General features: G+C 59.1%; 17 protein-coding genes and 1 tRNA gene. 8 read left to right on the top strand and 10 right to left on the bottom strand.

Going from position 1 to position 18,934, the window contains the following annotated elements; translation table 11 throughout:
• Positions 1-9: 9 nt before the first annotated feature.
• From RBB44_RS06760 to RBB44_RS06725, 8 genes are all read right to left on the bottom strand, one after another.
• On the bottom strand, positions 10-1,206 hold the full coding sequence (locus RBB44_RS06760; protein ID WP_306146634.1) for an acyl-CoA dehydrogenase family protein: 1,197 nt from the start codon (positions 1,204-1,206) through the stop codon (positions 10-12).
• Between the two features lie 12 nt (positions 1,207-1,218).
• A complete protein-coding gene (locus RBB44_RS06755) occupies positions 1,219-2,397 on the bottom strand; it encodes an acetyl-CoA C-acyltransferase (protein WP_306146633.1) in 1,179 nt (392 codons plus the stop codon).
• Positions 2,398-2,408: 11 nt separating this feature from the next.
• On the bottom strand, positions 2,409-4,496 hold the full coding sequence (locus RBB44_RS06750) for a 3-hydroxyacyl-CoA dehydrogenase NAD-binding domain-containing protein (RefSeq protein ID WP_371932232.1): 2,088 nt from the start codon (positions 4,494-4,496) through the stop codon (positions 2,409-2,411).
• Between the two features lie 242 nt (positions 4,497-4,738).
• The gene (locus tag RBB44_RS06745) at positions 4,739-5,434 is read right to left on the bottom strand and encodes an ABC transporter ATP-binding protein (RefSeq protein WP_306147306.1); all 696 of its coding nucleotides are present in this window, start codon (positions 5,432-5,434) and stop codon (positions 4,739-4,741) included.
• An 8-nt stretch (positions 5,435-5,442) separates the two neighbouring features.
• Positions 5,443-6,222, bottom strand: a complete 780-nt coding sequence (locus tag RBB44_RS06740) for an ABC transporter ATP-binding protein (protein WP_306146631.1) — start codon at positions 6,220-6,222, stop codon at positions 5,443-5,445.
• Positions 6,219-7,481 carry a branched-chain amino acid ABC transporter permease gene (locus RBB44_RS06735; RefSeq protein WP_306146630.1) on the bottom strand — a complete coding sequence of 421 codons (1,263 nt, stop codon included), beginning with the start codon at positions 7,479-7,481 and terminating at the stop codon, positions 6,219-6,221. The genes RBB44_RS06740 and RBB44_RS06735 overlap by 4 nt, the downstream gene beginning before the upstream one ends.
• Entirely contained in the window at positions 7,478-8,410 is a 933-nt protein-coding gene (locus tag RBB44_RS06730; protein ID WP_209173325.1) for a branched-chain amino acid ABC transporter permease, read from the bottom strand. Before RBB44_RS06730 ends, RBB44_RS06735 begins: the two co-directional genes overlap by 4 nt.
• Before the next feature lie 82 nt (positions 8,411-8,492).
• Complete coding sequence (locus RBB44_RS06725; protein ID WP_306146629.1) at positions 8,493-9,725, bottom strand: branched-chain amino acid ABC transporter substrate-binding protein; 1,233 nt, start codon at positions 9,723-9,725, stop codon at positions 8,493-8,495.
• 283 nt (positions 9,726-10,008) lie between these two features.
• Here RBB44_RS06725 and RBB44_RS06720 point away from each other — a divergent pair, with 283 nt between their 5' ends.
• The gene (locus tag RBB44_RS06720) at positions 10,009-10,998 is read left to right on the top strand and encodes a nitronate monooxygenase family protein (RefSeq protein WP_306146628.1); all 990 of its coding nucleotides are present in this window, start codon (positions 10,009-10,011) and stop codon (positions 10,996-10,998) included.
• A gap of 185 nt (positions 10,999-11,183) precedes the next feature.
• Here the strand turns inward: RBB44_RS06720 and RBB44_RS06715 are convergent, their stop codons facing one another.
• Entirely contained in the window at positions 11,184-12,071 is an 888-nt protein-coding gene (locus RBB44_RS06715) for an NUDIX domain-containing protein (RefSeq protein ID WP_306146626.1), read from the bottom strand.
• Between the two features lie 151 nt (positions 12,072-12,222).
• On the opposite strand from RBB44_RS06715, the gene RBB44_RS06710 reads away from it, so the two are divergent.
• Genes RBB44_RS06710 through RBB44_RS06680 form a run of 7 tightly spaced genes read left to right on the top strand, consistent with a single transcriptional unit; the run spans position 12,223 to position 18,568 of the window.
• Positions 12,223-12,681: an NUDIX domain-containing protein gene (locus tag RBB44_RS06710; protein WP_306146624.1), complete on the top strand. Its 459-nt coding sequence runs from the start codon at positions 12,223-12,225 to the stop codon at positions 12,679-12,681.
• The gene (locus RBB44_RS06705) at positions 12,674-14,308 is read left to right on the top strand and encodes a phosphotransferase (RefSeq protein WP_306146623.1); all 1,635 of its coding nucleotides are present in this window, start codon (positions 12,674-12,676) and stop codon (positions 14,306-14,308) included. Before RBB44_RS06710 ends, RBB44_RS06705 begins: the two co-directional genes overlap by 8 nt.
• On the top strand, positions 14,301-15,182 hold the full coding sequence (locus tag RBB44_RS06700) for a GAK system ATP-grasp enzyme (RefSeq protein ID WP_306146621.1): 882 nt from the start codon (positions 14,301-14,303) through the stop codon (positions 15,180-15,182). The genes RBB44_RS06705 and RBB44_RS06700 overlap by 8 nt, the downstream gene beginning before the upstream one ends.
• Positions 15,179-16,252: an HprK-related kinase B gene (locus RBB44_RS06695; RefSeq protein ID WP_306146620.1), complete on the top strand. Its 1,074-nt coding sequence runs from the start codon at positions 15,179-15,181 to the stop codon at positions 16,250-16,252. The genes RBB44_RS06700 and RBB44_RS06695 overlap by 4 nt, the downstream gene beginning before the upstream one ends.
• Complete coding sequence (locus tag RBB44_RS06690) at positions 16,249-16,953, top strand: histidine phosphatase family protein (RefSeq protein ID WP_306146619.1); 705 nt, start codon at positions 16,249-16,251, stop codon at positions 16,951-16,953. The genes RBB44_RS06695 and RBB44_RS06690 overlap by 4 nt, the downstream gene beginning before the upstream one ends.
• Positions 16,954-17,002: 49 nt before the next feature.
• Positions 17,003-18,283: a metallophosphoesterase gene (locus tag RBB44_RS06685; RefSeq protein WP_306146618.1), complete on the top strand. Its 1,281-nt coding sequence runs from the start codon at positions 17,003-17,005 to the stop codon at positions 18,281-18,283.
• Positions 18,284-18,298: 15 nt separating this feature from the next.
• Complete coding sequence (locus tag RBB44_RS06680; protein WP_306146617.1) at positions 18,299-18,568, top strand: amphi-Trp domain-containing protein; 270 nt, start codon at positions 18,299-18,301, stop codon at positions 18,566-18,568.
• Positions 18,569-18,672: 104 nt separating this feature from the next.
• On the opposite strand, the gene RBB44_RS06675 is transcribed toward RBB44_RS06680, so the two are convergent.
• Positions 18,673-18,762, bottom strand: a tRNA-Ser gene (locus RBB44_RS06675).
• Positions 18,763-18,934: the final 172 nt, after the last annotated feature.

Here is an 18,934-nt window from a genome sequence, read left to right as displayed (position 1 = left end):
CTCAATGCCTCACAGTTGCAGGATTGCTTTGGTGATGATCGTACGCTGGATCTCATTGGACCCTCCGAAGATCGAAAGCTTGCGCATGTTGAAATAGTTGGGCGCTGCCGCCGGAGCGTGTTCCGGGCCTTCGGCTGGGACGTTGTCGCCGCCATCCAGATAATCGGGCAGGAACGGCATGGCGTCGGGGCCAGCTGCGCGGCGCAGAAGAGAAGACAGTTCTTGGCGGATCACCGTGCCTTTGATCTTCAGCATCGAGCTTTCCGGTCCGGGTGCCTGCCCCTTGGCGGCAGCGGAGACGACCCGCAGATTGGTCGTTGCCATGGCCATCAGGTCAATTTCGGCCTGCGCCATGCGCGCCGCGAAATATGGGTTCTGATCCAGCGGTTTGCCGCCGGACTGGGTGTTGGCAGCCACATGTTTCAGCGTTGCCAGCGCAGCGTTTGAAAAACCGACACCTGCAATGTTGGTCCGCTCGTGGGTGAGCAGGTACTTGGCGTAGGTCCAGCCCTTGTTTTCTTCGCCAACGAGATTTTCGACCGGCACGCGGACGTCATCAAAGAAGACCTCGTTGACCTCGGCCTCGCCATCGATCAGCACGATCGGACGCACGGTCACACCGGGGGTATTCATATCGATCAAAAGGAAAGAGATGCCCTCCTGCTTCTTGGCGTCAGCGTCAGTTCGCACCAGGCAGAAAATCCAGTTGGCGTGCTGGCCGAGCGTTGTCCAGGTTTTCTGGCCGTTGACGATATAATGATCGCCGTCGCGGACCGCCTTGGTCTTGAGCGCGGCAAGGTCTGATCCCGCGCCCGGTTCAGAGTAGCCCTGACACCACCAATCTTCACCGCTCAAGATACGCGGGAGGTAGTACTGGCGCTGTTCTTCCGATCCGAACGCCATGAGCACCGGCGCCAGCATCGAAAGGCCGAACGGCACGATACGCGGCGCGTGCGCCAGACAGGCTTCTTCTTCGAAAATCATCCGCTGAACGGCATCCCATTCAGCGCCGCCGTATTCTTTGGGCCAGTTCGGAGCCAGCCAACCCTGCGCATTCAGGATCGAGTGCCAACTTTCCATGTTAGACTTGGTCAACCGTTTGCCGAGACGCACCTTTTCGGAGAGGTGGCGCGGCAGTTTTTCGCTCAGAAAGGCCCGCACTTCGGCGCGGAATCCTTCTTCCTCAGGCGTGTAGCTCAGATCCATCGAAGATCCCCCTTAGAAAATCTCGAACAGGCCGGCAGCACCCTGTCCGCCGCCAATGCACATGGTGACAACGCCGAGCTTGGAGCCCCGGCGGCGGCCTTCCAGAAGCAGATGACCGGTCATGCGGGCCCCGGTCATACCAAACGGGTGACCAATGGAAATGGAGCCGCCATTGACGTTGCACTTCTCCGGATCGATGCCGAGCTGCTCCCGGCAATAAAGGGCCTGGGAGGCAAACGCTTCGTTGAGCTCCCAAAGGTCGATGTCATCGACGGACAAACCGTGGCGCTTCAGAAGCCGCGGCACGGCATAGACGGGACCAATGCCCATTTCATCCGGCTCGCAACCCGCCGTGACGAAGCCTTTCAGTGCGCCGAGCGGCTCAAGGCCTTGTTTTTCTGCCAGATCGGCGTCCATCAATACGAGCGCCGCGGCACCGTCTGACAGCTGGGACGCATTGCCGGCGGTGGTGAAATTGCCCTCACCGCGGACCGGCTCCAGCTTGGCCAGGCCTTCGAGCGTTGTGTTCGGACGGTTGCAATCGTCCATGGAGAACGTAACTTCCTTGCGGGTCACTTCTCCAGTTTCCCTGTCCTTGAAGGCTTGGGTGACGGTGATCGGCACGATCTCATCGTCGAGCTTTCCGGCAGCCTGAGCTGCAGCGGTGCGCTGCTGGCTGACCAGCGACAACTCGTCCTGGGCATCGCGGCTGATATTGTAGCGCTTGGCGACGATGTCGGAGGTCTCGATCATCGAGAGATAGACCTCAGGCTTGTGCTCATCGAGCCATTTCTCGCGCGCTGCAGGCGGGCGGGACGGCGGCATCTGGCTGATGCTTTCTACACCTCCCGCGATCGCAGCCGGGGCACCTTCAACGGAAATTGCATGCGCTGCCATCGCAACTGCTTGAAGGCCGGAGGAGCAGAACCGGTTGATGGTGACAGCCGCTGTCGTCACCGGCAGTCCGGCGCGTAGAACGGACTGGCGTGCGATGTTGCTGCCGGTCCAACCTTCCGGGTACCCGCAGCCGACAAAGGCATCTTCGATGATGGCCGGGTCCACCCTGGACCGCTCCAATGCGTGCTGGATCGCATGACCGGCCATGGTCGCACCGTGGGTTTCGTTGAACGCGCCCCGATAGGATTTCGCCAGCCCGGTCCGGGCGGTCGAGACAATAACTGCTTGTTTCATCTAATGGGGCCTCACGCGTTCAGGCTGGCGAAGGTCTTGCCCTCAGCCGCCAATTTTTCCAACAGGGGGGCCGGTTGCCACAAGAAGTCATCTTCTTCGGCAAACCGTTTGATATCGTTCAAGATCTTGTCGACGCCGACCGTGTCCGCATATTGCATCGGACCACCGCGCCAGCGCGGGAAACCGTAGCCGTTGAGCAAAGTGACGTCGACATCGAGCGGACGCTGTGCAATGCCCTCCTCCACAACGAGCGCGGCTTCATTGACCATCGCCGCCATATACCGATCGACAATTTCCTGGTCGCTTAAGCTCCGGGTTTTGATGCCCTTGGCATCCTGTTCATCCGAAATATATCCAAGGATATCGCCATTCGGTGTCGGCTTGTCACCGCTGTAGTCATAGAATCCACGGCCGGTTTTGCGCCCATGATGCCCGTCTTCGCAGAGTTTGTCGGAGAACTCCGCGTAAACCTCGCGCGGATCCCGGGTCGCCGCCAAGCGCTGGCGGGTCATATAGCCAATGTCGAGGCCAGCCAGATCACTGACCGCAAACGGCCCCATGGCCAACCCGAAATCCACCAAGGCCCGGTCGACATCGAACGGGCTGGCTCCGGCAAGCACCGCGCCATCAATGGCCTTTCGGTAGGTTGCGAGGATCCGGTTGCCGATAAAGCCGTCGCAAACACCGGCGCGCACGCCGATTTTGCCAAGACGCTTTGCCAGCGCAAAGCCGGTCGCAACCACATCCGGTGCGGTTTTTGCGCCGACAACGATTTCCAGAAGCCGCATCACGTGGGCCGGCGAGAAGAAATGCAGGCCGATGACATCTGCCGGGCGGCTGGTGATCTCGGCAATCTCGTCCACATCAAGATAAGACGTGTTGGTTGCCAAGACTGCACCCGGCTTGCAGATCTCGTCCAGCTTGCCAAACACCTCTTTCTTGACCTCCATGCTCTCGAACACGGCCTCAATCACAAGATCGGCTTCGGCAAGCGCTTCGTAGTCGGAACCCGCCTTGAAGTGTCCGGCCATGATGGCGTCGAACTTTTCCTGGGAGAGCTTGCCGCGCTTGACCGCACCGGCAAGGTTCTTGGAGACTGTTCCTTCCGCCTTGCCAACGGCGTCTGCATCCCGCTCAATCAGCGTGACCGTCAGGCCGGCCAAAAGCGCAGAGGTCGCAATACCGGAGCCCATGGTGCCACCACCAATGATGCCGATATTCTCAAGTGTACGCGGCTCGACGCCCTGGATTTCCGGTAACTTGCCGACCTGGCGCTCAGAGAAGAAGGCATGGATCAACGCGGCGCGCTGATCTGAGTCCATCAGCTCGCGGAACAATGCCCGCTCTTGTGCCAAGCCTTCGGCAAATGGCAGATTGACGGCGCCTTCGATGGCATCGATGCATTTTTGCGGTGCGAGCTGACCACGTGCTTTTTTGGCGAGCGTTGCGCGGGCCTTGTCGAACAAACCGTCTTCCGGCGCATTGCAGGGAAGCCCACTGACAGGGTGCGGCCCGGCACCCTCTTCAACAAGTGCTTTTGCATAGGCGAGACCAGCAGCGCGCATGTCGTCTTCGCCGCTGATCTGGTCGATCAAACCGAGCTCAAGCGCTTCCGCGGCAGACACCGGTTTGCCGGAGGTGATCATGTCGATGGCTTTTGCGACCGGCACCAGACGCGGCAGCCGCTGTGTCCCGCCGGCACCCGGCAGAAGACCGAGCGAGACTTCCGGCAGGCCGAGCTTGGTCTTCGGCGCTGCAATACGATAGTGCGCACCAAGGGCAAGCTCCAGTCCGCCACCCAATACCGTGCCATGAACAGCGGCAATCACAGGCTTTGTGCAGGCCTCGATTTCGTTGATGAGTTCCGGCAGAAACGGCTCTTTCGGTGGCTGACCGAATTCGCGGATATCGGCTCCCGCGACAAACGTCCGTCCGGCGCCATACACCACGACGGCGTTGATCGCATGATTCGCTGCGATGTCGCGGAACGCGTCCTGAAGTCCGGAGCGCACGGCATGCGAGAGCGCATTCACCGGCGGGTTCGCGATTTCAATGACGGCGATGTTGTCTTCGAGTGTCAGATTGACGCTTTGTGTCACCACAAGGCCTCCCAGTCCAAGTGATTAGTACGTGAACAAAGTCCTAAACACATCCCAAAGAAATTTCAATATGTGGAATTCAATATTTTATATTGAAATTATTGACATCTCTGGGATGAGCCCTCGGCAATGCAGCATCCATCTCCCGCTGATGTCCCGGACTTGATCCGGGACCCTGCCAATTATGCAGCCCTTGGTCTCGGTTCATGGCTGCAACCCAATCGGAGAACCGTTTGTTCGACTCACACTTCCAACCACTCGCGGCGGATGTCGTCGCGGGTCAGGAATTCCTGCGGCGTTCCCGAATAGACGATTTCCCCATGTCCCATCACATAGACACGGGACGCGATTTTCAGCGCGATGGAGAGTTTCTGCTCCACCAGCAAGATGGAGACCCCCGCCCGGGCAATTTCAGATAAAAGCTCGCCGACCTGGGCCACGATCCGCGGCGCAAGGCCTTCCGTTGGCTCGTCAATCATGATCAGCTGCGGATCGCCCATGAGTGTCCGGCAAATCGTCAGCATCTGCTTTTCCCCGCCCGACAGCACACCGGCCGGCGTGTCAGCACGCTCGGCAAGGTTCGGGAACATTTTCAGCATGTCCTCGATGGCCCAGCGCCCCGGCCGTTTCATGTCCTTGATGCCGAGCACAAGGTTCTGGCGCACGGTCAGACCCGGAAAGATGTCCCTGTTCTCCGGCACATACCCAAGACCTTTCAGGGCGATTTCATGGTTCGCGAGGCCCGCGATGTTCTCGCCCTTGAACCAGATGTCTCCCTTTGGCGCGACTTCGCCCATGATCGCCTTCACGGTGGTCGAGCGGCCAACACCGTTGCGCCCGAGAAGGGCCACCACCTCGCCTTCGCCGACCTCCAGCTCGACACCGCGCAGAACGTGGCTTTTGCCATAAAAGGCATTCAGCCCGCGAACTGACAACATCCCGGTCATCACGCTGCTCCCTCAACCATTGGCAGATCCTCGGCTTCGTCGCCAAGATAGGCTTCGCGCACCTTCGCATCCCCGCGTATGGCCTCCGGTGGCCCGGATGCAATGATCTTCCCGTAGACAAGAACCGAAATGCGGTCGGACAACCCAAAGACCACGCTCATATCGTGCTCGACAATAATCAGTGTCTTGCCGCGTGTGGCCCGCTCAATGAGCGCGACGGCCCGCTCCGTTTCCGAATGGCTCATCCCGGCGGTTGGTTCATCCAGCAAAATGACATCGGCCCCGCCCGCAATGGTGATCGCGATCTCAAGTGTCCGCTGATCGGCGTAGGGCAGACTTGCCGCGGGCAAGGACGCCTTGTCGATCATGCCGACGGTCTCCAGAATCTCCGCCGTGCGGTCTTGGACATGTCTCAAGTTGCCGATGTTGCGCCAGAAGCTGTAGCCGGTGCCGAGCGACCACAGAACCGCACAGCGGACATTCTCGCGGACCGTCATGTTCGCGAAAATGTTGGAGACCTGAAACGAGCGCGACAGCCCCATCCGGTTGATCTCATGGGCCTTGCGCCCGGAGATCTTTTGGCTGCCCAGATGGACGCTGCCGGACGTTGGCCGGTGCAGTCCGGAGATAAGATTGAACAGGGTCGATTTGCCGGCCCCGTTCGGCCCGATGATCGCGTGCCGTTCCCCCGGCTGGATGTCGAGAGTGACCCCACGGATGATCTCGGCGGGGCCGAAGTTCTTGGTGAGATCCCGGATCGACAAAGCTGGTGTGCTCATGACAAGGCCTCCTCTTTGTCTGATCCGCTGGACCGCATCACCCAGCCCCCTATTCCGACCAGACCAAGCGCAAGCAGCCAAGTCACGGGATTGTCCGGCGCAAGGGCAAAGCCGAAGGGCTCAAACACATCGCCGAAGCCACTCGATTCCCTGACCGCAACCTCGATGGTGATGACGATGCCGGCAAAGGCGAGCAGCGCTCCGGCCGCATAACGCGCCCAGCGCCCCAGGGTGGTACTGCGCTCCAGGCTCTGAACCCCCTGCAACGCGGCAACAAGGATCCCGGCCAGACCGGAGGGGGCGAACATGACGATCATCATGAACAGAAGCCCGAGATACAAAAGCCAGGCTTCGGTAAAGTCGGAGAGGTTGGATTGCATGTACGTGAGCAGAACCGCGCCCAGCATGGGCCCCGCGAAATAGCGGATGCCCCCGACATAGGCCATCAGCAGAACAAATCCGGACGGGATCACCGACAGGGTCTCAGGGGTGAAGATCTCGTAATTGACTGCAGCCATGCCGCCAGCAAGGCCCGCAAATCCGCCGGCAAAGATGAAAATCAGATAGCGCACCCGCTGCGGATCATAGCCCACAAACTCCACCCGCTCCGGATTGTCGCGCACCGCCTCACCCATCTTGCCCAACGGCGTGCGGGTAAAGGCAAACATCGCAACGGTTCCAATCAACGTCCAGGCGGCAATGAACCAGTAGACCTCGTTGATCGGGCCAAGACTGAGACCGAACAGCTCCGGTCCGTTCATGCGGTCACCGGAGACGCCCTCTTCGCCGCCAAAGAGGCTGGTGAACATAAAGCCGGCAGCCGCCACCAATTCGGCAAGGCCTAGCGAGATCATTGCGAAGGGAATTCCGGCCCGCCGGCACGACGGCCAGCCGATGACAGCCCCGGCAAGGGCGCCGCCTGCAAATCCAACCAGCGGCAAGGCAAAGACCGGGAACATGCTCCAAAGGCCGGTCCCGGTTTCAATCGCCTGCATGGCATGCATCGCCGCATACCCGCCGAGGCCGAAATAGACCGCATGGCCAAAGGACAACAGCCCCGCGCGGCCAAACAGCATGTTGTAGGACAGGGCAAACACCATGTTGATGCCAATCGCATTCAACAGCGAATAGGTGGTGCGCGACGGCCCGGTCAGCGGGATCACCACAAGAACGGCGGCCATGATCAGGAACGGCAGCACACGTGTTCGGAATTTCTCCGACTGTGACGGCGCGAGGGATATGGACAGTGTGTCGGTCAAATTTCACGCTCCCCCATCAAACCGCGCGGGCGGATCATCAGGACCAGAACCAGCAACAGGAACGGCAGCATCGGGGCCAGCGAGGCAATCGAGATGCGGCCAAGATCGCTCAGCGGGTTCAGCCCGGTGAAGGCAAAGATTTCAGCGAAAGTCGTATCGATGGAAATTGCAAAGGTCTGAAGAAGACCAATCAGAAGCGAGGCGATGAACGCGCCCTCCAGGCTGCCCATACCGCCAACCACGACCACAACAAAGACGATCGGTCCGATGGAGAGAGCCATCGCGGGCTCGGTAACGAGGTAGTTGCCTCCGATCACACCGGCGAGCCCGGCGAGCGCACAGCCGAAGCCAAACACCATCATGAAGACCCGCGGTACATTGTGGCCCAGATGCCCGACCATATGCGGATGAGTGAGCGCAGCCTGAATGATTAGTCCTGCGCGGGTGCGTTTCAAAAGGAACCACAGCCCGGCCAGCATCGCGATTGACACAACCAGCATGAAAATGCGGTAGGCCGGATATTGAGCGCCAAACAATGTGAACAACGGAAAATCAAGCGCAGCAGGGATTTCATATGGGACCGGGATCTTGCCCCAGATGATCTTGACGAGTTCGTCGATCAGATAGGCCAGGCCGAAGGTGAACAAGAGCTCGGCCAGGTGCCCGTTTGCGTGAACCTTTCGGAGGCCCCAGCGTTCAATACCGGCCCCTGCCAGCCCCACCAGGATCGGCGCCAGGAACAGCGCAATCCAGAAACCGGTGACCGACCCGATCGTATAGGCGAAATACGCGCCCAGCATGTAGAAGCTGGCATGTGCGAAATTGAGCACGCCCATCATGCTGAATATGAGGGTCAGGCCGCTGGACAGCATGAACAGCAAAAGTCCGTAAATCACCCCGTTCAGCAGAGAGAAAAAGAATGTTTCCATGAATGTCCTGCCTTGAATGCCGCGCGCGTTAATGGAAAGCGCGCGGGGTCAATCTATGGATGAAAGCTGCAGCCGACTGATGTCAGCTTGGCCGCTCCATCTGGCAGGTGGTTGCGGTGCGGGTCGCGTCGCCGTCGATCTTCCCATCCGGATCGGTGGTAAACCCGAAGGCTGTGCCCTCCAGCGTCCGCGACACGTCATCGGAGAAAGTGGAGATGAACAGCGGCTGGATCAGCTGGTGATTGTCCTCGCGCATAGAGACCGGGCCATAGGGCGTTTCATGCTCCATTCCGGCAAGGGCAAAGGCGACCTTCACAGGATCGTTCTCGCCCACTTCATCAACCGCCTTGTCGAACATCTCCATCAGCGTGAAGACCCGCTGATAATAGTAATCGGTGCCGTAACGCTCCTGGAAGCGGTCCATATTGGCGACCTGCTCTTCGCTCGTATCGATGTTCTGGTGGAACTCTGTGATCTGCTTGACGAGACCGATGGCGCCCTCGCCCATGGTTGCAACCGCTCCGAGCCCGCCGCCGTAATAGGTCAGGTAGGGTACATCGTGACCGGCAGATGATGCTGCCTTAACCAGCAGCGTCATGTCCTGCCCCCAGTTGCCGGTGATCACAGCGTCCGCATCAGAGGCGATCATCTTTTGAATATAGGGCGTGAAGTCCTTCACCTTGCCAAGCGGGTGCAGCTCGTTGCCGACAATCTCGATATCCGGCCGCTTCTCGGCAATCATCGTCACGGCAGCATTGGCGACCGCCTTACCGAAGGAATAGTCCTGTCCGAGAATGTAAACCTTCTTGATGTCATCCTGTTTTGCGAGCCAGTCGGTCATCGCCGCCATTTTCATGTCCGCGTCCGCATCAAACCGGAAGTGCCAGAAACTGCAGCGGTCGTTGGTGAAAGCCGGATCGACGGCAGCATAGTTCAGGAACAGTACCTCTTCGCCCGGATTGCGTTTGTTGTGCTTGTTGATCGCGTCGATCAGCGCTGAGGCGACGGAAGAGCCGTTGCCCTGAACAATATAGCGGACGCCCTGGTCAATCGCCTTTTGCAGCTGCACCAGGCTTTCCTTCGGATTGACCTTGTTGTCGAACGGCACGATCTCGACCGTCATTCCGCCCGCACCACCAGCCTCGTTGATCCGGTCCGCGGCATAGCGGAAGTGTTTCAATCCTGTATCTCCGGCCAGGGCGAAATGGCCCGAAAGCGGGTCGATATAGCCGATTTTCACGGTGTCGGCACTGGATGCGCTTATAGAGCAAGTGGCAAGCGCTGCGGCCGCCACAAGTGACTTCAGATAGTTCATGCTTTCCTCCCTGAGCGGCCATCTGCCGGGTTTTCCCTGTTTTGATGGCCAGACAATTTGCTGCATTGCACGCAAAAGCTGATTTATGCTCAAAGACTATTGCAAATTGAAATTCTGTGTCTTGTCAAGAAAATTACAGAATTCTATTCTGACATGTGGAATAATGACCAATACGGAAGGCCTCATGCGCGGACTGTTTCAGTCCGTTCTTTGTGTGATGATGGCCTTCACGCAAAGCGAAATCAGCGGTCGCAGAACCGTCCTACCGAGGTGACACCCAAGCATGTTGAAATCCAAAACCCTTCCGAAAGCCTTGCAAGGTTTGCGTCTTCCGGCCGTGGCCGCCCCACTCTTCATCGTCTCCGGTCCGGACCTCGTGATTGCCCAGTGCAAAGCCGGGATTGTCGGCAGCTTTCCGGCACTCAATGCCCGTGAGAAGGATGGCGAGCCGATCATGCTGGAGATCTGGCTCAAGCAGATCACCGAGGAACTCGACCGCTACAATCAGGCGAACCCCGACACGCCGGCAGCCCCCTTCGCTGTGAACCAGATTGTGCACCGCTCCAACGGACGTCTGGAGCGCGATCTGGAAATCTGCGTCCGCTGGAAGGTGCCGATCTGGATCACGTCGCTCGGGGCGCGGGTTGAGGTCAACGAAGCGGCCCATTCCTGCGGCGGGATCACGTTGCACGACATTATCAACAACACCTTCGCCAAGAAGGCGATCCAGAAAGGCGCCGACGGCCTGATCGCCGTCGCGGCCGGGGCCGGTGGGCACGCGGGCCAGCAATCCCCTTTTGCGCTTATCCGCGAGATCCGCGAGTGGTTTGACGGACCGCTGCTTCTGTCCGGCTCCATCAGCACGGGCGAAGCGCTGATGGCCGCCCGGACGCTTGGCGCCGATCTCGGTTATATCGGGTCCGCCTTTATCGCGACCGAGGAAGCCAACGCGCAGGCTGAATACAAGCAAATGCTGGTCGAAAGCGGCGCGGAAGATATTGTGACATCGTCTCTCTTTACCGGCGTGTCAGGCAACTATCTTGCGCCATCGATTTCCCGTGCCGGTCTCGATCCGGCCAACTTGCCGTCTGCTGATCCCTCATCCATGAATTTCAGCTCAGGATCTTCCAAGGCCAAGGCCTGGAAGGAGATTTGGGGCGCGGGTCAGGGCATTGGGGCCCTCAAGTCGATCGTTCCGGCGGGCAAGGTTGTCGACCGGATCGAACAGGAGTACCGCGACGCCAAACAGCGGATTTGCTCGGACCTCACCTGATCTGGTCCAGATCCCAGACCCTTATCTGCTGCCGCCCCGGCCCCGAGCCGGGGCCACAACAAACAGGTCCCGGCTCAAGGCCGAGACAGCATTGCGCGTGTGTGAGGGGCAACGACATCGGCAGAACCCGGAGCGCGAATTGCGGGAGGCCTATCAAAACGCGGCCAGGGCACCAGGCTGATAAATCAGAGCTGCGCGATGAACGACCCGAACGCCTTCTCGTGGAGGATGGCTGCGGCCGTTTCGGCCGGCACCCATGTGCGCTGCCGGTGGCTTTCCTCCCAATCATCTGCTGGCAGGATGCGGGTAACTTCCATCGCATAGACCTCTACGCGGCAGGTTGCGCCCCACTTTTCGTAAGTGAAGGTTCCAAGTAAACGATCACAGATAATGCCCTCGACACCGGCTTCTTCGCGGGCTTCCACTCTGGCCGACTCCGCAGGACTTAGGCCCGGATCAACGATGCCTTTCGGAACGACCCAATGCCGTCCACTCGATGAACCTGTTATCAGGACTTCCTTGCCCCCCGGCGTTCGGCGGAACGGTATGACGGCGGACTGGGTGTAATAATAGGCTGGCCGCTCCCGGCGCTCCGGACCATCCGGGCCGGGATAGGGAAAGAGATCCGGCAAATCCCGCGGGTCGATGACCTGACGGATTTCGGTGCCCGTAGGAGTTTTCTCTAGGCGAACAAGAACGCCCGGAGACAGGCTTTCATGAACCCCAAGAGAGCCGAGCAGATCTGCGACCGTCTGTTTGGGCGCAACCAGCAACACACGGTCTTCATCAGCAATCGCAGGAATGACGCCCTTCGTGAGATCCGGTGATTGAACCACCCCTTGCGCGGACCAGCCGCCAGCCTTCAGCGCCTTTTGCGCCGTTGCAGTGGCGCGTTCATCGGTTGTCGTGAGCGTTTTGTCTGGCCGCAAACCGTGCTGCCCCATCCAGGCGCCGATCTTCTGGGCCTGGCGTTTTCCCTTGGTGCGCAGGGGCAGTCTCCTTTTTGCGCCGTCCCAATCCTTGGCACCAGCGCCGGCGCAGAGAAGCAAAAACTCCAAGGTCTTATTCGTCATCTCAAAGCGTCTCCACCGACAGGCTGCCCATCAGTCTATCACGGTGTGTTGGCGCAGACCCTTGAAGCATTTAGACCAGCCCGACGATTCGGTGTTATCAACGGGTCTGAATTGCTGTCACGTTTCCTTCTCAGAGCCACTGTACACCGCCATGAAACTGAAACAGACCAAGGTTCTGGAACCGATCCGCCCAACTGTCCGGGCCGTCATCTTTCGAAACGGAGATCTTTTGGCACAGGTGAAGCAAAAGCGCGGTGCTGCGGCCTATCTGACCTTGCCGGGCGGAAAGCAGGACCGGGGCGAGACCGCAGAAGAGGCTCTGATCCGTGAATGCGCTGAAGAAGTTGGTACGACCGTGACCGTAGGGCCCCTTTTGCATGTGGCCGAAGTTTTCAAAACCAAAACGGATGGGAAGCGCCATCAGTTGGAGCTGCTGTTCGCCTGTGAGGTGTCCGACAACTATTTGCCGGTGATGGGACCACATCCTGACCCCTCCCAAGTCGGGACGATCTGGGCCTCTCCGGTTTCAAGGGCGTCGGAGTTCCGCCCGGCTTACGCAGCGGCGCTGACCACCACGTCACCAGTCTATCTGGGAGTTTTTGATGGCTAAACTCCCCCGATCCATTGACGAGAATCTCTATTTTCTGAGCGTGGAGATCGATGGCCAGCTCGCCGGGACGCAGGACTATTTCAAGTCCCCAAACCAGGCAGCCGCGCAAAAGGTCATTTTGCGCGCGGGGTATTCCTACAATCTCGCCTCGAAATTGACCAAAGCCAGCACGCAAATTCTGTCTCAAAAGAAGGTCACTTCCGAACAGCAGAACCTACTGCGGAACGTCGAACTGATTGCGCAAAACCTTGACCTGATCAGCCGCCTTGCCCGGCGCAGCCTGACATACGCTGAGACTGTGGACCGCAAAGCTTACCTGCGGGCTGATGCCTACACCAAGGTTCTCAAGCAGGTTCGCGACAGTCTGAAGCTGATTCAGCCGGCCCTTGCCCGGTCTGACAGCAAATCCGCGGTTCGGATCGGGCAGATCCGTGAAAAGATGGAAGACCTTTACGATCGGGTGTTCCGCACACTGACCGAGGACATGCGCAAGTCCAAGCACACAGCCGATCTTGCCAACAGCCTGCTGGTTGCCAACGAAGTCCGGCGCATCGGTGACGCGCTCCAGTCGATCTCCGAAGCCATCCTGTCGGTCAATCTTGGTCAGCCGGTCCAGTTCGAACGCTATTTCACGCTGAAAAGCCTCCTGCCATCGGCCAAGGAGGACGAACCGGTCGACATGGTGCCCTTGGCGGAAACCCGGTCCGGGAGCGCGATCTCTTCTGTCCGTTCGCGGAGTGAAAACGGGGAACCGGTCAATGCGGTCTTCAAGGATGGGGAACTGCGCAAGGTGCGCGAAGAACGGGCCGGTGTGAAAAGCTGGCACGCGATCTATCCGGGACTGGCTCCCAAGATCTTATCCTATCAGAAACGCGGCCAATCAGCCGCCCTGTTGATCGAGCATTTGCCGGGCTACACATTTGAGCAGCTGGTCCTCAACGAAAACGACGCTCTTCTCGCGGAAGCCCAAAAGAAGCTGGCCAAGACCCTGAACGATGTTTGGCGCAGTACACGCATGGAAGAACCAGCGGTGATGGCCTCCATGCGCCAGTTGTCCCGGCGCCTGCCGGAAGTTTACCGCGTCCATCCGGAATTCCGTGCTGAACCGCAACGTTTCGGTGGGCTGCGTTTGAAGGGTTTTGACGAACTCGTCCGGGAAGCCGTGGAGCGCGAAGACAAACTCGAGGCGGCCTTTTCCGTTCACATCCACGGCGACTTCAATCTCGACAATGTCATCTATGACCCGGCGGAAAAGAAGCTGCATTTCATCGACCTGCACCGCTCCCGCTACATGGATTACGTTCAGGACGTCTCAGTCTTCATGATTTCCAATTACCGGCTGCAAATCCAGGACATTCCGGTGCGCCGCCGGCTCGCCAAAGTCGCCTGCGACCTGCAATCGGTCGCTGCAAAATTCGCCCGGTCCCAGAAAGACCGGACCTACGAGTACCGCCTCGCCCTCGGCCTTGCGCGCAGCTTTGCCACCTCCACGCGGTTCGTGTTCGACAAATCCCACGCGCGGCGCATGTTTATCCGCGCCCGTTTCTTGCTCGAACAGGCGCTGGAGTGTCCGGAAGGCAAGGAAGAGCGGTTCAAACTGCCCATCAAGGAGTTGTTCGTTGACTGACATTAAGATCGGGGTCGTTGGCATACCCGGCAAATGGTCCACAGAAGCCCTTGCCGATGTGATCGAGGCCAAGACCGGCTACCGTCTGGTGATCGACATGGCAGTCGTGGCGCTGGATCTGGAAACCGGTGCTGTCATGTACCAGGGGCAGGATCTGTGCGCGCTTGACGGGATTATCATCAAGAAAATCAGCGAAATTTACAGCCCGCATGCGCTCGACCGGCTGGAGCTTTTGCGCTTTGCCGAAAGCCGCGGCGTCAAGATCTTCTCCCGTCCCGAAGCCGTATTGCGGCTGATCGACCGGCTTGCCTGCACGGTCTCTCTACGCGCGGCCGGTGCACCGATGCCGGCAACGGTCGTGACCGAGGATCTGGAGGCTGCAGAAGCTGCTGTGGAACACTATGGCGCAGCTGTGTTTAAGCCGCTGTACTCGACCAAAGCGCGCGGCATGTGCATCATCGAAGCGGGCGCCAACGCCCGGGCCGAGATCGCCGCGTTCGCTGAAAATAATCCTGTCATGTACATCCAGCAAAAGCTGAACATTTCCGGACAGGATCTCGGAATGGTGTTCCTCGGCGGTGATTACTTGTGCACCTACGCCCGGGTCAGCCAATCCGATAGCTGGAACACGACGATCCACAGCGGCGGCAAATATGCGTCCTTTGAGCCGGATGCCGGCCTGATCGATCTGGCTAGAAAGGCGCAGGCGCCGTTCGGCCTTGATTTCACAACCGTCGATGTCGCACTGACCGATGATGGACCAATCGTCTTTGAAGTGTCTGCCTTCGGCGGATATCGCGGAGCCAAGGAAGGCTGTGGTGTCGATGCAGCCGCGGCCCTTGCAGATCATGTGATTGCAAAGGTGACGCAATGAGGACCACCGCTGACGTGCTTGCCGAGCTGAACCGCGACAGTTTGCCGGAAGCGCTTTATCTCGAAACCGGTCCGGTGCGGCTTGCAGTGCGTTGCGCGATGCCGATGGCCAAAGAGCTGCGTCACCACCTGAAAGAAGCCCTTGCCGAAGCTGGGCCGGTTGCAGCCACCATCGACGTTCTGGAAGGACAAAGTCTCAGTGCCCAACCAGACTGGATCGACTGGGCGCGCGAACCGAGCAAAACCGGGCGCAAGGACGCGTATGTCGATCTGGACGATGGCCGGTTGGTGCACAAGATCCGTACAGGCATGACCTTCCTGCAATCCTCGGAAGCTCTAATCGCGTTCGGGCCCTGCCTCGCCTATCCCAATCAGGTTATCAATTTCATCAACACGCAGATCCTCAACATCTGCAAGCGGGATGGCTGGGAGATCTGTCACGCCGCAGCCGTGACCGATGGCAGACAGGGTCTTGCGATTGCCGGGCTGTCCGGTGGTGGAAAATCCACTGCCATCTTGCGCATGATGGATCTCGACACGACCCGCTTTGTCACCAACGACAGGCTCATGGTGCGCGCAACAAGCGAAGGCACTGAAGGTCTCGGCATTCCCAAAAATCCGCGCATCAACCCCGGCACGATCTTGCACAATCCGCGCCTGGCCCCTTTGCTGTCCGAGAAAAGAAAAGAAGAGCTGCTGCAGATGCAGCCGGAAGATCTTTGGCAACTGGAAGAAAAGCACGACCTTTTCATCAGCGAAGTCTATGGCCCGGACCGCATCTCATTCACGGCTCCCCTCACCGAGTTCTGGGTGTTGAACTGGAGCCGGACTTCGACCGAGCCAACGCGCCTCGTGGATGCAGATCTCACCGAGCGGCCGGATCTCTTGGGCGCGATCATGAAAAGTGCTGGCCCGTTCTATCAGGATGCCAACGGCGTCTTCCTGCAAGATGACGATCCGCTGGAGCCGGACGCCTATCTCCGGCAGCTCAAGCGTGTCCGGATTCGCGAAGTAACCGGCGCCATCGATTTCGATGCACTGGCTGCAGCTGGCAAGGACCTCTTTGCATGACCGATTTGGTTGCCACAGGCCCCATCGTGGTTTTGATCCGCCACGGCGACTATCACCAGCGCAAGAATGTGCCCAGTGCCTTGCAGCCCTTTCCCCTAACGGAAAACGGTAAAGCGCAGGCCAACACCTGTGGCGAAGAGCTCGCCAGGTGGCTCTCAGACGAACACCTGTCTCTCAATCCGATCGTCTATTCCTCCTACCAGCTTCGGGCCTGGCAGACGGCCCGGCTTGCGTGTGATGTCCTGATCAAACACGGACACTCTTTGACCATCGAGCAGACACCTTCCCTGGCTGAACGCTCGGTCGGCAGCGCGGCAAATTTGACGCTCGACGAGATTGAGACCGTCCTTATCGAAGACCCCCGCTTTGACGCGCCTCCCGTCGCATGGAAATCGGACAGCGACTATTGCCTGCCGCTGCAAGGTGCGGAATCCCTGATGATGGCAGGACAACGGGTTGCGGATCATTTGACCCGCACAACAGCTGAACAACCTGCCGGAACGGTGACGCTGCATTTTGGCCATGGGGCTTCTTTCCGGCACGCGGCGCACCTCCTCGGTGTCGTGAGCCGTGATCAGATCGCCCAATACAGCATGCACCATGCCCGGCCGTTACATCTCTGTCACATAGAAAATGGTACATGGGCGCACATTGGCGGGACGTGGAAGATTCGCCAGCTAACGGATAAGACGCTCGATTAGGCCTACAATCATGGCAGTCCATACCGGTCGCGCAGCGAGATCGCACCCAATGCTGCCCCCTGTCTTCGATGATGCGGGTGAACTCGCAGCGCTTCCCCGCAACCTGGAACCCTGGCCCCTCCATGAGGATCATTCAGGCGGCAATGCCGGCGCGGTTCGCGCCAGTTTGGCCGCTGCCGCATTGCACGGCACATGGACCTGGCCTGAGAACCCGGTCGTTTTCATCTCCGACCCGCATGCCGATGCCGACGGTTTTTTGCGCTCCCTTGTTTCAGCAGGCGTGGTCCACCGCACTAACGACGGGTTTGTCCTGACGCCCTTCGGCCAGATGGCGAAAATCATCGTCGGAGGCGATTGCCTCGACAAGGGCCCGTCCAACCTCGACATGCTGAACGCACTGAAACGCCTGTTCGATCTGGGTGCCGACGTTCGTCTGCTTGCGGGAAATCATGATCTTCGGCTGCGCCTTGCGATCCGGGCGCTGACCTTGCCGAAAGCCCCGCTCACCGAGCATCTTTTTGTCCGCATGGGCCGCAAGATCCTGCCGCTCTTAGCCGAAATCAACACGCGTTACGTGACGCCTGAAGACCTGGCACATCTGCCGGACGAGGCAGAGTGCCGTGAGCGGATCTTTCCGTCCAAGAGCTGGAAGGCAACGTTCCCCGCCGCGGCCGCGCCGTATCTGACGCCCTTGGGGATCGAAAAAGAGCTCAAGAAGCTGAAGAAAAAGGCAAAACAGTTCGCCAAACAGGCGGACGCGGAAGGCCTCACCATGCGCGAGGTCTACGCCGCGTCCCTGCGGTGCCGGGATCTCTTTTTGAACCCGGGAGGCGCCTACAGCTGGTTCTATTCGGCCATGGATGTGGTCGAGCAGATCGGTTCCCTCGTCTTTCTGCATGCCGGGATCGATGACAGCATGTGCGCACTGCTGGCCAAAGACGGCCCGGCCGCTGTCAATGCGCGCTACCGGCTGGAAGCCGAAGATGATCCATTTGCCTTTTATTCCGGCCCGGTTGCCAATCTGGTTCGCACCAAATACCGGCCGGTTGACGGACAACTGACGGCCTCAGGCGTTGAGCTCCTGCATCAGGCGGGCATCAAGATGATCGTTCAGGGCCACGTCAACAACCTTAAAGGTCAGCGGATCCTGGCCAAGAACGGGCTGTTGCACCTGGAAGGCGACATCACGCTGGACCGAACCTCCCGCCGTCTGGAAGGCCTCGCCGGCATCGGCGCGGGCGCGACGCTTATTTTCCCCTCAGGCGACGTTGTGGGCTTGAGTTCCGACTATCCGCGGGTCAAACATTTCAAGCCAGAACACCTTCTTTGAGAAAAGAGTGCCTAGATGCAAAACTGCGACGGAAGTTTCCGCCACGAGTCCCTTCAAAGCCGCAAGTCCATCAAGGCGCTTTTGGAGGCGGTGACCAAGGGCATTGGCAAAGGCGAACTGACCTTGAGCGATGGCGATGAAGAGATCGTTCTGGAACCGGGCGGTTTGATCACGGTGCGCGTGCGCGCAGACCGTGCCAACGGCTCCAACCGCCTCGATCTGCGCCTCACCTGGACCGAAAGCACCGAAACCCAAAAACCCAAGAGTGACCTGAAAGTACGCTGAGAGCTGAAAACCGACGCCGGCTCGATAAGCAACAGATCATGAACGCCCTACACCCGTTTCCAGGGGCGCGGCGCGCGAATATCCGTGTAGGTCTGGAAGCATAGTGGCGGAGAGGAAGGGATTCGAACCCTCGAGACGGTTGCCCGCCTACTCCCTTAGCAGGGGAGCGCCTTCGACCACTCGGCCACCTCTCCGGTAGGCCCCGTGTACGAACAAAAACCCATGAGTTCAAGGGGATTTTTGACTTGGCCCGGTTTTTCCACGAACAGACGCCGGTTCTGTCTTCCCCCGGCACACACGGTGCGGTTCCTGCCTGTTTGACCGCCAGTCCCGAAAGTCTTGCAACGGTAACTTAGAAGTGCCGGA

The sequence above is a fragment of the Roseibium sp. MMSF_3247 genome (assembly GCF_030733765.1).
In the GTDB taxonomy this organism is placed as follows: domain Bacteria; phylum Pseudomonadota; class Alphaproteobacteria; order Rhizobiales; family Stappiaceae; genus Roseibium.
This window is presented reverse-complemented; position numbering and strand designations above follow the sequence as displayed.

Excerpts from the sequence above, each read along its gene's own strand:
- RBB44_RS06730 (WP_209173325.1), bottom strand. The coding sequence starts at position 8,410 with ATGGAAACATTCTTTTTCTCTCTGCTGAACGGGGTGATTTACGGACTT.
- RBB44_RS06745 (WP_306147306.1), bottom strand. The coding sequence starts at position 5,434 with ATGTTGTCAGTTCGCGGGCTGAATGCCTTTTATGGCAAAAGCCACGTT.
- RBB44_RS06725 (WP_306146629.1), bottom strand. The coding sequence starts at position 9,725 with ATGAACTATCTGAAGTCACTTGTGGCGGCCGCAGCGCTTGCCACTTGC.
- RBB44_RS06695 (WP_306146620.1), top strand. The coding sequence starts at position 15,179 with ATGAGGACCACCGCTGACGTGCTTGCCGAGCTGAACCGCGACAGTTTG.
- RBB44_RS06685 (WP_306146618.1), top strand. The coding sequence starts at position 17,003 with ATGCTGCCCCCTGTCTTCGATGATGCGGGTGAACTCGCAGCGCTTCCC.
- RBB44_RS06680 (WP_306146617.1), top strand. The coding sequence starts at position 18,299 with ATGCAAAACTGCGACGGAAGTTTCCGCCACGAGTCCCTTCAAAGCCGC.
- RBB44_RS06720 (WP_306146628.1), top strand. The coding sequence starts at position 10,009 with ATGTTGAAATCCAAAACCCTTCCGAAAGCCTTGCAAGGTTTGCGTCTT.
- RBB44_RS06705 (WP_306146623.1), top strand. The coding sequence starts at position 12,674 with ATGGCTAAACTCCCCCGATCCATTGACGAGAATCTCTATTTTCTGAGC.
- RBB44_RS06755 (WP_306146633.1), bottom strand. The coding sequence starts at position 2,397 with ATGAAACAAGCAGTTATTGTCTCGACCGCCCGGACCGGGCTGGCGAAA.
- RBB44_RS06690 (WP_306146619.1), top strand. The coding sequence starts at position 16,249 with ATGACCGATTTGGTTGCCACAGGCCCCATCGTGGTTTTGATCCGCCAC.
- RBB44_RS06740 (WP_306146631.1), bottom strand. The coding sequence starts at position 6,222 with ATGAGCACACCAGCTTTGTCGATCCGGGATCTCACCAAGAACTTCGGC.
- RBB44_RS06760 (WP_306146634.1), bottom strand. The coding sequence starts at position 1,206 with ATGGATCTGAGCTACACGCCTGAGGAAGAAGGATTCCGCGCCGAAGTG.
- RBB44_RS06715 (WP_306146626.1), bottom strand. The coding sequence starts at position 12,071 with ATGACGAATAAGACCTTGGAGTTTTTGCTTCTCTGCGCCGGCGCTGGT.
- RBB44_RS06710 (WP_306146624.1), top strand. The coding sequence starts at position 12,223 with ATGAAACTGAAACAGACCAAGGTTCTGGAACCGATCCGCCCAACTGTC.